This is a genomic window from Streptococcus parasanguinis, from assembly GCF_019929185.1.
Lineage (GTDB): Bacteria > Bacillota > Bacilli > Lactobacillales > Streptococcaceae > Streptococcus > Streptococcus parasanguinis_O.
Window position 1 is genome coordinate 40646 of the sequence record NZ_JAHZPC010000008.1, and the last position, 13729, is coordinate 54374.

The 13729-nt window shown below is 43.3% G+C and carries 10 protein-coding genes; 1 reads left to right on the plus strand and 9 read right to left on the minus strand.

What is annotated here, in order from left to right:
- Positions 1-27: 27 nt before the first annotated feature.
- The 4 genes from secA to manA all read right to left on the minus strand — a co-directional run bounded on the left by secA (position 28) and on the right by manA (position 6908).
- Complete coding sequence (gene secA, locus K1I56_RS06235; protein ID WP_223325546.1) at positions 28-2547, minus strand: preprotein translocase subunit SecA; 2520 nt, start codon at positions 2545-2547, stop codon at positions 28-30.
- A 174-nt stretch (positions 2548-2721) separates the two neighbouring features.
- Complete coding sequence (locus K1I56_RS06240; protein WP_223325547.1) at positions 2722-4566, minus strand: APC family permease; 1845 nt, start codon at positions 4564-4566, stop codon at positions 2722-2724.
- A gap of 376 nt (positions 4567-4942) precedes the next feature.
- Complete coding sequence (locus K1I56_RS06245) at positions 4943-5683, minus strand: MerR family transcriptional regulator (RefSeq protein ID WP_223325548.1); 741 nt, start codon at positions 5681-5683, stop codon at positions 4943-4945.
- 280 nt (positions 5684-5963) lie between these two features.
- On the minus strand, positions 5964-6908 hold the full coding sequence (gene manA, locus K1I56_RS06250) for a mannose-6-phosphate isomerase, class I (protein ID WP_223325549.1): 945 nt from the start codon (positions 6906-6908) through the stop codon (positions 5964-5966).
- Positions 6909-7023: 115 nt separating this feature from the next.
- On the opposite strand from manA, the gene queG reads away from it, so the two are divergent.
- Positions 7024-8163 carry a tRNA epoxyqueuosine(34) reductase QueG gene (gene queG / locus K1I56_RS06255; protein ID WP_223325550.1) on the plus strand — a complete coding sequence of 380 codons (1140 nt, stop codon included), beginning with the start codon at positions 7024-7026 and terminating at the stop codon, positions 8161-8163.
- Positions 8164-8185: 22 nt separating this feature from the next.
- On the opposite strand, the gene K1I56_RS06260 is transcribed toward queG, so the two are convergent.
- The 5 genes from K1I56_RS06260 to K1I56_RS06280 form a co-directional block, all read right to left on the minus strand.
- Positions 8186-8812 (minus strand): GNAT family N-acetyltransferase, encoded by a 627-nt coding sequence (locus K1I56_RS06260; protein WP_014713799.1) that lies wholly within the window; start codon positions 8810-8812, stop codon positions 8186-8188.
- 83 nt (positions 8813-8895) lie between these two features.
- The gene (locus K1I56_RS06265) at positions 8896-9411 is read right to left on the minus strand and encodes a phosphatase PAP2 family protein (protein ID WP_223325551.1); all 516 of its coding nucleotides are present in this window, start codon (positions 9409-9411) and stop codon (positions 8896-8898) included.
- A gap of 265 nt (positions 9412-9676) precedes the next feature.
- On the minus strand, positions 9677-11437 hold the full coding sequence (locus tag K1I56_RS06270; RefSeq protein WP_150906479.1) for an ABC transporter ATP-binding protein: 1761 nt from the start codon (positions 11435-11437) through the stop codon (positions 9677-9679).
- Positions 11430-13232, minus strand: coding sequence for an ABC transporter ATP-binding protein (locus K1I56_RS06275; RefSeq protein WP_223325552.1), 1803 nt, complete (start codon positions 13230-13232; stop codon positions 11430-11432). The genes K1I56_RS06270 and K1I56_RS06275 overlap by 8 nt, the downstream gene beginning before the upstream one ends.
- Entirely contained in the window at positions 13229-13675 is a 447-nt protein-coding gene (locus tag K1I56_RS06280) for a MarR family winged helix-turn-helix transcriptional regulator (RefSeq protein ID WP_061591490.1), read from the minus strand. The genes K1I56_RS06275 and K1I56_RS06280 overlap by 4 nt, the downstream gene beginning before the upstream one ends.
- Positions 13676-13729: the final 54 nt, after the last annotated feature.

Here is a 13729-nt window from a genome sequence, read left to right on the forward strand (position 1 = left end):
CCATCCTCTTTCTATTCAGAGGAGCTCTTAAAATTTACGTCCGTGACAGTTTTTGAATTTCTTACCTGAACCACAAGGGCACAAATCGTTGCGTTTCACTTGTGACAAGTCAATATCTGCTGGAATATCTTGTTGTTGCGCTGCAATGTTGCGAGTCGCAGTTGTTGAAATGCTGTGTTCTGTACGTGGACGTTCTTGTTCGTGAATTTGGGCTTTCATCATAAGACGAGTCACATCAAATTCAATCGATCCGATCATATCGTTAAACATACGGAAACTTTCTGATTGGTATTCCACTACTGGGTTATTTTGCGCATACCCACGGAGTCCAACCGCATTTCGTAATTGATCCAAAGCATCGATATGGTCCGTCCACTTGCTGTCTACCACTCGAAGGATCAAGACTTTTTGGAATTCTTGCACAGACTCTTCGTCACGCAATTTCGCTACTTGGCTGGCATAGATTTCTTCTGCACGTGCATACAAGTAATCGATAACTTCCTTGTCAGATTTTCCTTCAATATCGCTTGCAGAAATGGTATCTTCCGGAACCAAATTGTATTTGGCAAAGTTCAGAATCGCTTCAACGCGTTCTTCCTTGCTTGAGTGGCTGGCTCCTTCAACAATCCGTTTGATGGTCCGTTTGATCATGGCCTTGATCTCAGGCGCCAAGTCACGGTTAGCTGTGATAACATCATAGCGTTCAGCGTAGATAATTTCCCGTTGTTCCCGCATCACGTCATCGTATTGAAGGACTTGTTTACGGGTATCGTAGTTGTTCCCTTCAACCCGTTTTTGAGCACCCTCTACCTGACGGGTGAACATGTTTGAACGGATGACCGATTCTTCTTCGCTCAACTTGAAGCGATCAAGCACTGCTTTGATCCGTTCAGAACCGAAACGACGCATCAATTCATCTTCAAGAGACAAGTAGAATTGAGATTCACCTGGATCCCCTTGACGTCCTGAACGTCCACGAAGCTGGTTATCGATCCGACGACTTTCGTGACGCTCTGTCCCGATGACACACAGGCCACCGAGTTCGCGAACCCCTTCACCGAGCTTGATATCGGTACCACGTCCAGCCATGTTGGTCGCGATGGTAACAGCGCCACGTTGACCAGCATTCATAATGATTTGCGCTTCTTTGTAGTGGTTTTTCGCATTCAAGACTTCGTGAGGAACACCTGCTTGCACCAACAATTGAGAAAGGTAATCACTGGTTTCAACGGCAACAGTACCAACAAGGACTGGTTGCCCTTTTTCGTGACGAGACTTGACATCTTCCACAACAGCCTTGAATTTTGATTTCAAACTTGGGTAGAGAAGGTCTGGATGGTCAATACGAGCAATCGGACGGTTGGTTGGAATTGGAATTACGCGAATGTTATAAATTTCACGGAATTCTTCTTCTTCGGTTTTCCCTGTCCCTGTCATCCCTGACAACTTCTTGTACATACGGAAGAGGTTTTGGTAAGTAATCGATGCAGATGTTTTGGTTTCTTCTTGAACTGGAACACCTTCTTTAGCTTCGATGGCTTGGTGAAGCCCATCAGAATAACGACGACCTTCCATGGTCCGACCAGTAAATTGGTCGACGATCAAGATTTCTTGATCTTCGCTGACCACATAGTCGATATCCAAAATCATGATGTAGTTGGCACGAAGGGCATTGTCGATAAAGTGAGTCAAGGCTACGTTTTCAATATCGTACAAGTTTTCAAGATTAAAGTAGCTTTCTGCCTTATCAATCCCTGAATCAGACAAACCGATGGTTTTAGATGGGACATCGATAATGTAATCGTCCTCTGTCAAGGTCTTCACATAAGCATCCGCCATGTGATAGAGCTGGCTCGTATCAGAAGCTGTCTGACCAGAAACGATCAACGGAGTACGAGCTTCGTCAATCAAAATCGAGTCTACCTCATCGACCAAGGCGTAGTTCAATGGACGTTGAACCATGTTTTCTGCACGAACAACCATGTTGTCACGCAGGTAGTCAAACCCGATCTCTGAGTTGGTTGAGTAAGTAATATCACAGAGGTAAGCTTCTTTTTTCTCAGCTGGAGATTTTGCTGCCAGGTTGATCCCTACTGAAAGGCCAAGCCATGAGTAAAGTTCTCCCATCTCTGTTGCATCCCGCTCTGTCAGGTATTCATTGACGGTAACAACGTGTACCCCTTTACCAGACAAGGCATTCAAGTATACAGGCATGGTTGCTGTTAGGGTTTTTCCTTCCCCTGTACGCATCTCTGGAACGTCACCATGGTGAAGGACGATCCCCCCCATGACCTGAACCTTGTATGGGAACAAACCAAGAACCCGTTTTGCAGCTTCACGAACAACTGCAAAAGCCTCGTACAAGAGATCATCCAAAGACTCACCATCTTGGTAGCGTTGCTTAAACTCAACTGTTTTCGCTTTTAATTCGTCATCCGACAAAGCCGCCATTTGGTTTTCATAAGAAAAGACCTTATCAGCCATTTTTTCAAGGCGTTTGATTTCGCCTCGATCATTTTCAATAATTGTTTTTACTAAATTTGCCATTTTTTTCCTTACTTTGATTTTTTCAAAATCTAAAATGTTCTTTTTATTCTAGCATTTTTTAAACATTTTTTCAAGATCAAGGCTGTATCTTACAAGACTTTCGAATGGGTTTTTTCGTGTGAGAAAATCCAAAAAGATGCCTGCTCAAGCAGACATCTTTTCTATATACGGTGTTTACTCAGACAAATGGTAAGAATAGCTTGCCACAACCACTTCTTCATGCCAACGAAGTGCGTACTTCAATTTCAAACTCATTTGGTTGTGGAGAATATTTTGCCAATGTTTTTTAGGAATGAATTGAGGGACTAAGACTGTGACAGTATTCCCTTTTTCTTTAGCTTCCTCAGATACTTTAGAGACAAATTCAACTGTTGGTTGAATAATATCCCGGTAGCTCGTCATGACATTTTCAAAGCGAATATGAGGGAAATAGTGCTTAAATTCTTCTGCTACCTCTGCATCTTTAACCTTGGTTTCTTCCGTTGAGACGTGCATGGCTATCACATCGTTTCCTAGGCTATTTGCATAACTCATCGCTCCCACACTTACCTGAGTGACATTTCCGACAAGGACAATCACGGTATTGCCCGCATAACTTGTCTTTTCGATCTTACCTCCCAAGCGCAATTGAGCCGCAACTTTATCATAGTGATTACGGATACTCAAGAACATCCAAAGCAAAAGACCAATAATAGGGAAGAAGGGCCAGATCTCACGCAGACGGAACAACAAGAGGATCAAGACAATCCCATAACAGATAGCTGCCCCAAGGATATTGGCAAGTGAATACTTGAGAAATCCTTTTTGATACTGGCGTTTCCAGTGGATCACCATCCCTGTTTGAGAAAGGGCAAAAGGAATGAAGACCCCAATGGTATAAAGCGGAATCAAACTTTCTGTTTGCCCATCAAAGATCAAGAGCAAGACAATCGCACCAATCGCCAAGGTCAAAATCCCATTGGAATAGCCCAGACGATCCCCTTTTTCCATATACATGTGTGGCATGTATTTGTTTTTAGCCATGTTAAAGGCCAACATTGGAAAGGCTGAGAACCCAGTATTCGCCGCAACTGCCAGGATCAAGGCTGTTGATAATTGGAAAACGTAGAAGAAGGCTTGTCCGACCGGAGAATTTCCTAAGATAGCTTGGGCCATTTGAGCTAGAGTTGTTACCCCTTTTGCTGGTACAACACCCACCCAGTAATTGAGGAAGGTAATCCCTGCAAACATGATCCCTAAAATCAAAGCCATGATGGTCAAGGTAGAGGCTGCATTCTTTGCTTTTGGTTTCTTAAAGAAAGGAACCGAATTGGAGATAGCTTCAACCCCTGTTAGGGAAGCTGATCCACTCGTAAAGGCCCGCAACAAGAGAATGACACTAACCCCTGAAATGGTTTGACCCACATGAGCAGTCGCGTTATAGGCCAATTGACCAGTCAAAATTTGGATCACACCATAGCCGATCAAGGCAATGGTACTGACAATGAAAAGGTAGACCGGAATCATCAAGGATGTTGCCGATTCGCGCAATCCCCTCAGGTTCATCAGCATCAAGACCAAGACCAACAAAATGGAAATGTGAAGATTATAAGGATGAAGAGAAGGGATCGCTGACGTGATAGCATCTGCACCGGAAGAAACAGATACTGCTACTGTCAGCATGTAGTCGACCAAGAGACTGCCACCAGCGATCAACCCCGCTTTCGGAGACAAATTCTCCGTAGTCACCATGTAGGCCCCTCCCCCTTGAGGATAGGCATGAATGACCTGGCGATAAGAAATCGTTAAACTGGCTAAGAGAACTAGAACCACAATCCCAATTGGAATGGACCACCAAATGGCTCCTGCTGATACGGTCATCAAGACCAGGATTACTTGCTCTGGACCATAGGCAATAGAAGAAAGTGCGTCACTAGAGAGCATGGCCAAGGCCTGCATTTTCCCTAACAGCCCTCCTTCACCTTCTGCACCAGATTTCAACGGACGGCCAATAAACCATTTTTTCAATGTTGAAAACATAAAAAACTCCTTGAAAAAAAGATCATGAGGCCGGGAATTCCCTGCCTCTTTTTCATAAAACAGGGGTTATTCTACTCCTTTTTTTCAAGACTGTCAACCGAAATTGTGAAAGTTTCATAATTTTTTCATTCTTTCCTTTCCTTCTGCCTCCCATAGATAGGACCGTTTCTTTTCAATTTTTTCTAAGCAAAAAACGAGGCTGGGACAAAAATCCTAGCCTTTCAATTATTTTTGGATTGTCGAGCAAGACGCAGTGGTTGAGTGGGCTCTACTACGCTGATTTCATCAGCTTTTACAGCCCTACTCAACTGTGCGGAGGTGGGACGACGAAATCGAATTCTAACGAATGACCGATTTCTGTCCCACTCTCACTTTTTTATTTCGGTTGATTTTCTACATAAGAAGCAATGACATCCGAAGTGTACTGGGCTGTACCAGCCCCAAACTTGTCGATGTTTCCCTTGAATTCTGGATTATAGACATAGCCTTTGCCAATATGGCCAAAAACCTCTATAGAGCAGTCAAATCCATAGGTTCGAATCGCGTCTAACAGTTTGGCTGCTTGATCTTGGTTTTCATTTGCTGATACGGGTAGACCATCTTTGAGATTTTGCGACAAAGTTTGAAAAACTTGGTTAAAGGCTCTTGTTGCCTCATCTTCTCGACCTTTTTGGCGTTCAAGCGCTTGGTTCATGACTTCTTGGCCATACTTGTCTACCGCCTCTTGATGGTATTTTTGAGTATCTTGGTAGCTAAATCCAGTAAATTTTTCCTCAATTGTCATTTGTCTTTCTCCTTTTTGTTCTTGAATGGTTTTTTGCAAGGTGGAAATCAAGGTATCTAGACGTTCTCTTTCCTGAGTTAAATAGGTTAACTGCTTGGTTAAATGGGGCAATAAGTTAGACTTTTCTTCGGCTAAGAGTTCTGCTATTTGGTCTAAAGAAAATCCTAGATACTTGTAGTAGAGAATCACCTGTAATCGTTCTAAATCTTCTTGACTGTATGTCCGATAGCCATTTTCAGATTTCACAGGAACTAGAAGTCCTATCTTATCATAGTGGTGCAAGGTCTTGATAGAGACACCTGACAGCTCTGCAGCTTTTTTGATATGGTACATGATTTCCTCCTTGTACTCAATAAAAATCAAAGAGCAAACTAGGAAGCTAGCCGCAGGTTGCTCAAAGCACTGCTTTGAGGTTGTAGATAGAACTGACGAAGTAAGTAACATATATACGGTAAGGCGACGCTGACGTGGTTTGAATTTGATTTTCGAAGAGTATTACAAGGATAGTATAACCCCTCCCCTTAGGTCAGAGTCAAGACTTAACATAAAAATAGTTTTATTTCAGAAAAAAAGCTTGAGTAGTTCCATTGCGTTTTACTCAAACCCTTTGTTTTTATGGGTGACTTACAATCAATTCTAAACCTTGCCCTTCCAAAGTCCAAGATTCAACATCGCTTGGCAAGATAAAGTGACTTCCTTTTTGAATAGGATAATCCTTTCCATCTACAGTCAATTTTCCTTCTCCAGTTAAGACGCTCAATAAGCTGTAATCAGCGGTCTTTTCAAAATCAGCTTTTCCAGTCAGTTCCCACTTATAAACCGTAAAGAAATCACTTGCAACCAAGGTCGTCATCCGAAGATCATCGATCACAACTGTATCTGGATGGCTATTAGCTGGCTCCCCAATATTCAACACATCAATTGATTTTTCTAGATGAAGCTCTCGCAAATTTCCTTGAGCATCCTTGCGGTCAAAATCATAAACCCGGTAGGTGGTATCACTCGACTGTTGGGTTTCAAGAATCAAGATTCCAGAACCAATGGCGTGCATGGTTCCACTTGGCACATAGAAGAAATCTCCAGCCTTGACTGGAACTTTTGTCAGCAAGGCATCCCAGTTTTTATCTTCGATTTGCTGGCGGAGTTCTTCTTTTGACTCGGCATTGTGTCCATAGATAATCTCTGATCCTTCGTCAGCCGCAATCACATACCAACACTCGGTTTTTCCAAGTTCTCCCTCATGCTCCATGGCATAGGTATCATCCGGGTGCACCTGTACACTAAGCCAGTCGTTAGCATCCAAAATCTTTGTTAATAAAGGAAAGACAGGCTCTTTACGATTGCCGAATAATTCTCGGTGCTCTTGATAGAGCTGATCCAATCCCATTCCTTCGTATGGACCATTGGCCACTTTAGAAACGCCATGCGGATGGGCCGAAATCGCCCAAAATTCACCGACATGGTCACTCGGAATGTCGTAACCAAATTCCTCTTTTAGACGTGTTCCTCCCCAAATTTTTTCCTGCATCACTGAATGTAAAAATAATGGTTGTACCATAATATCCTCCTCACATTTCATGTTTCTATTATACAAAAAAAAGAAAGCTTTTGAAAGCCCTTCCTGATCGTTTCCTTTCTCGCCAGAAACTTTATTTTTGTGTATAATGAAAGGGATGACACTAAAAGAAAATATTATCCAACTGGCACATTCTATTGGGATTTCAAAAATTGGATTTACAACTGCTGATGACTTTGCTTATTTGGAAAAATCGCTCCGCTTGGCCGTTGAGGAAGGACGGAATTCTGGATTCGAGCATAAGAATATTGAAGAGCGCATCCACCCCAAATTAAGTCTCTCCTCCGCAAAGACGATCATCTCAATCGCTGTCGCCTACCCCCACAAACTCAAGCAACAACCTCAAAAAACAGCCTATAAAAGAGGAAAATTCACGCCCAACAGCTGGGGATTAGACTACCATTATGTCCTTCAAGACAAGCTCAACCGCTTAGCTGCTGGAATTGAAGAAATGACGCAAGATTTTGAATACAAAGGCATGGTCGATACTGGAGCACTGGTTGATACGGCTGTCGCCCAACGAGCTGGAATTGGCTTTATCGGAAAAAATGGCTTAGTCATTTCAAAAGAATACGGTTCTTACATGTTTTTGGGGGAATTGATTACCAATCTCGAAATTGAACCAGATCATCCTGTCGACTATGGTTGTGGAGACTGTCGACGTTGTTTAGATGCATGCCCAACCTCCTGCCTAATCGGAGATGGCTCTATGAATGCAAAACGCTGTTTGTCTTTCCAAACTCAGGACAAGGGCATGATGGACCTAGAATTTCGCAAGAAAATTAAAACGGTCATCTATGGATGTGACATCTGTCAGATTAGCTGCCCTTATAACAAAGGGCTGGATAATCCCTTGGCAACAGAAATCGATCCTGATCTGGCTCATCCAGAGTTGATTCCTTTTCTCGAGCTGTCAAACGGACAATTTAAGGAAAAATTCGGGCATGTTGCTGGAAGCTGGCGAGGCAAGAATATCCTCCAGCGCAATGCCATTATCGCACTAGCCAATGCCAATGACCGCTCAGCCATCCCTAAACTCCTGAACATCATCGAGACCTCGCAAAATCAGATCCATATTGCAACGGCTATCTGGTCTTTAGGGCAACTGCTCCGTGAAGTCACTCCAGACCTTGTTGAGCTCTTACTGAATATCAAACATCCGACTAATGCTATCATAGAAGAACGAACTGCTTTCTTTGAAAAATTCGGCATTCAAGCAGTTTCACAGCTACAATGAAAAAAACACTAAGATTGTAACCTTAGTGTTTTTTTAGTTCCTTCAAGAAATACCAGCTCCCCATTTCTACATGGTTAAAGCTAATCTCGTTAGAGTAGACTTCCTTGTAGCCATTTTTGGTATAAAAATAGACATTTCCCTTCGTATTGGTATAAAAGGCTAGTTTTTCTCCTTTAACCTCTTCCAAGAAAGGCTCAATTCCCTCTGTCATAAAGCGACTGCCATAGCCCTGCCGTTGGTGTTTAGGGGCGACAGCGAGAAGCATTAAATACCAATCAAAGTCTACATTTTGCTCCAATTCCTTATCCGTGTCCTCCATAAATTTAAAGTAGGCCAACATATTCTTCAAGGAAATAAACTTGAGCAAACCCAATCCCCCATTTAAGAGATAGGCTCGAAAAGGAATCGGTCCCTTTTGTAACAAGGCAACTGCATAAATTTCATCGTTCTTTTCTGCTACAAGGCAAATATGGTGCTTGAGAAAAACCTTTACCAAGATGCGCATCATTGCCTCAACAAAGGCAGGATACTTCTTGGGATCACGTACCAAATCCTTGATGACTTTTAAAAATAGATACTCCTCAAAGGCTGTACTGGCTACTCGAACCACCTGATCCAGATCTGCTTTTTCTGCTTTTCTGTACTTCATCTTCTCTCCTATTCTAAATCTACCTTCCAGTATACACTATCTTTCACCCTTACACAAAGGTCAATTTTTAGGAATTTGTTCATTCAAACCAGCAAAAAGAGTCCTCCCCAGACGAGCCCCAATCCCCAAGCAACGAGAACGTCCTTGGGATAATGAACCCCTCCAAGAACTCGGACAAGGGCTAATAGAAGAGATAGGAGCATCGAGCACATTCCAAACGGAAGCGACAACTGACAGACACACATAGAAATAATGGTCGCCGAAAATACATGTCGGCTAGGAAAGGAATGTCCGGATGAATTCTTTTCTAATAATGGTTGAATCTCCCACTTCTCATAAGGTCTCGGAACATTGACCCAATGACGAAAGATGCTAAACAAGACAAAACCCGAAGCAGGGATCCAGATAAAAGGCCAGATTTCTCCCATTGAAGTTTTCTTAAAAAACAGCCAACAAAAGACCAGGCCGTAGATGCCTGGCATGGCGAACGTCAGGATTCGATTCATCCTTTGAAGAACCTGCACACGACGTGGCTTTCTCGTAAAAGGCAGGGTTAGCCAACGATAAAATTTCAGATAATCTTGAAGATTGGGCTTCATGTTGGCACTCCTGTCTATCATCTCGTTTTTGTACTACTAGTATACGCGATCCTAAGAAAGCCTGTCAAGCCAGGCTTCTTTTTTATCCTCTCTTTCTTCTTTTTAACATTAGAAGCGATCTATTTTTGACGCTTTGTCATTTTTCTGTACCTAAGAATCGTCTTTCCCATCCCTTCTTCCAGCATAAAAAATAGGATAGAAGCACATAGAATTGCCTTCTATCCTATTTTTTTACTTTACATTTCACAAGCCTTGTATCTTGATTTCATGCTACTTCTTCTGTGAATTGGCTATTATAGAGATCAGCATAGAAGCCATTTTGGCTCATGAGTTCTTGGTGGTTGCCTTGCTCGATAATATTTCCATCTTTCATCACGAGAATCAGATCCGCATTACGGATAGTGGACAAGCGATGGGCAATGACAAAGGAAGTTCGGCCTTCCATGAGTTTGTCCATGGCTTTTTGAATCAACTCTTCTGTACGGGTATCGACAGATGAGGTTGCTTCATCCAAGATGAGGAGCGGAGCATCCTTCAAGAGGGCACGCGCAATGGTCAAGAGTTGCTTTTGACCAACGGACAAGGTCACTGAATCATCTAATACAGTATCATAGCCATTCGGCAAGGTCCGAATAAAGTGATGGACCCCAACAGCTCGGGTTGCCGCTTCGACCGCTTCATCTGAAATATCGGTTTGATTGAAGACCAGGTTTTCTCGAATAGTGCCTTCAAAGAGCCAGGTATCTTGCAAGACCATCGAAAAGGCATCATGAACTTCTTCTCGGCTCATGGCCTTAGTATCCACACCATCGATGGTAATTTTACCAGCTTGAATGTCGTAAAAACGCATCAAGAGATTGACCATGGTGGTCTTACCAGCACCTGTTGGACCAACAATAGCCACCTTCTGTCCTGGCTTCGCTTCAGCTGTAAAGTCATGGATAATAGTCTTATCTGATGAATAGCCAAAACGCACATGTTCAAAGGTAACATGACCTTCGGGTGTTTCCAATTGACGTGTTTTTTGGGATTCGTCTTCCATTTCTTCTTCGTCTAAGAATTCAAAGACACGCCCCATAGCAGCACTGGCTGATTGCAATTGGGTAATTCCTTGCGCCATTTGACCGATTGGTTGGGTAAAGATGCGGACATAGGTCATAAAGGCCACAATGGTCCCGATGGTAATGTCTCCATTAATGGTGAGGACAGCCCCAACGATACAGACCATGACATAGCCGAAATTCCCTACAAACTGCATCAAGGGCATCATGATCCCAGAGAAGAATTGGGATTTCCACATGCTATGGTACAAATCTTGGTTGATGGCATCAAAATGATTTTTGGCTTGGTGACGGCCATTGTAGGAAATGACGATATTGTGGCCACTATAGATTTCTTCAACATAACCTGAAACTTTGGCAAGGTTGTCCTGTTGTTGCTTAAAGAGAGGCTGGCTCTTGACCATAATAATGCTGGAAAGAGCAAAACCTGCAAAGACGGACACAATCGCTGTCACCGCCAAGTGCCAGTCCGTCTTAAACATCATAAAGATGGAGCCAATCAATAAGACAATAGAAGAGACCATTTGAACCAAGCTTTGGTTAAAGGATTGGGTCATCAAATCCACGTCATTGGTCACACGAGACAAGGTATCTCCTTGTTCATGGCTATCAAAATATTGGAGGGGCACGCGATTGATCTTCTCAGCAATAGCATTGCGCAAGCGTTCTGCAAAGCGCTGAATCATCGTTGAGATAATGAAACTACTGCTGTAGGACACCAGTGCTCCAACTCCATAAAGGATGGCTAAGGTCAGGGCAATCGAAGTGATCTTATCAATATCAATGGCGCCTCCCATCCCTTTTGTAATGGTATCTGTAATTTCTTTTAACTTATCCGGTCCAATAACCGTGATAATACTCGATACGACCGAAAAGAGGATAGCAACTAGGAAAAATAGGTGGAAGCCCTTCAAATAGGGAGAAAGTTGTCTCCAAAGGGACGATTCTTGTTTTGTTTTATGCATGTTCCAACTCCTCCTTAGACAATTGTGAATAGGCAATTTCTTGATAGACTTCATTGGTCGCAAGCAATTCCTTGTGGGTACCTTGACCGACGACCTTCCCTTGATCCAAGACCAAAATCAAATCCGCATCCATAATGGTCGAAATCCGTTGCGCAACGATCAATTTGGTCGTATCTGCCAACTTTTCTTTTAGGGCTTGTCGCAAGATCCGATCTGTTTTATAATCCAGGGCTGAGAAGGAATCATCAAAGATGAGGATCTCGGGCTTGCGTGCAAGGGCACGCGCAATCGCCAAACGTTGACGTTGTCCTCCAGAGAAGTTGCTTCCTCCTTGCGCTACTTCTGTATCCAAGCCCTTCTCTTTTGCGGCAACAAACTCTTTGGCTTGGGCCAATTCAAGAGCTTTCCAGATGGCTTCATCCTCTAATTTTCCTTGGCTACTTTCCCCAAATTCCATATTGGAGCGAATCGTGCCACTAAAGAGCACTGCTTTTTGTGGAATGTAGCCGACTTTATTGTTCAATTCTTGGTGGCTATAGTCCTTGACATTCACCCCATCCACTAAGATCTTTCCTTCTGTCGCATCGTAAAAACGCGGGATTAAATTGACCAAAGTGGATTTACCAGAACCAGTTGATCCGATGAAGGCAACGGTTTGTCCTTTCTGAGCTGAGAAGGTCACGTGCTCAATCACAGCACGGGAAGTCCGTCCATATCGGAAGGAAACGTCTTGAAATTCTACTGTACCTGCTTGGCCTGTTGTTTCTTTTGACTCACTTGGGAAGGCTACAGACGGTTCAAGAGCCAAGACCTGATTAATCCGTTTTGCGGATACCAAGGCACGAGGAAGGATAATCAAGATGGCCACCATCATCATAAAGCCAATGACAACCTGCATGGCGTAAGAGGAGAAGGTGATCATATCTGAGAAGACCTTGGTCCGATCCGCTAATGCAGGACTGGCGAGGATCTTTGTAGGATCTTTTGGCATGGCGATATCATTGATCAAGTGCGCCCCAATCCAGTAGATAGCCAGGGTCAACCCACTTGATACCACTGTCATGACAGGGTTCATCAAAGACATCAACCGATAAACAAAGAGATTTAGACGGGTTAAGCCCTTGTTTTCAGCCTGGAATTTCTCATTTTGATACGCTTCCGCATTGTAGGCGCGAACCACTCGCACCCCAGTCAAACTCTCCCGTGTCGTCGCATTCAAAGCATCGGTCAAACCTTGAACCTTTTGCTGGCGCGGAAAGGCAATAAGAACCAGAACAGAGAGCAGAATCAAGACCATCAAGACCGCAATCCCAACAGACGTTGTCCAGGCACTGCTCTTCCCCCAAATCTTGGTCAAGGCCCAAATCGCCATAATGGGACCACGCGTCACAACTTGCATCCCCATCACAATCATGATTTGCAACTGGGTCAAATCGTTGGTCGTCCGGGTCAAGAGAGAGGGAACGGAGAATTTCTTGATCTCGGCATCAGAGTAATCCATCACTTGATGAAAAATCACTCCTCGAAGTCGCGTCGTAAAGCTGGCAGCGACTCGTGATGCTAGAAAGCCCACAAAAACTGCCATCAGAAAACTCCCAAAGGAGAAGAGCAACATCTTGCTCCCTGGCTCCATGATATCAGAAACCTTGGTCCCCTCCTTAGCTAAGAGGGTCGTGATATCAGATAAGTATTCAGGAGTCTTTAAATCCATCCAAACCGCTAGACAGATAAAGACCGTACTAAGGGCAATCATGCCCCATTCTTTGGCGGTTAAGCGCCGAAATATATTGATCATTCCTCGCTCCTTTTTTTCATATTCTCATAAAATTGCTGCATAACCTTGAAAAAGATAGCCAATTCTTCTTCTGATACACCCGCTACTAGACTCCGTTCTACCTCTTCAAAGAATTGCTTCATGTCATTCAAATTGGCTTTCACACTGTCTGTTAGGTAGACATACTTGGCCCGTTTATCGGTCGGACTAGCCTCTAAATAAATAAACCCATTTTTCTCCATTCGCTTGATCAGATTACTGGTCACGGATTTTGTGATATGAAGTTCCTGTTCAACATCCCGAATCAAGGTCACTTTTCCCTCCTTTTCACGATGAGATAAGAATCTCAATACCTGACCTTGTGGTCCTGCGCTAAATTCAAACCCACGCTTCTTAGCTTCTCTTTCCACCATGAGGTGAATGAGATGGCCAATTTTTTTTAATTCTTGTAATGGCTTTTCCATCATTCCTCCAAATAGTTCTCATAAGAACTTTAAAGTTGCTATGAGAACTATTTT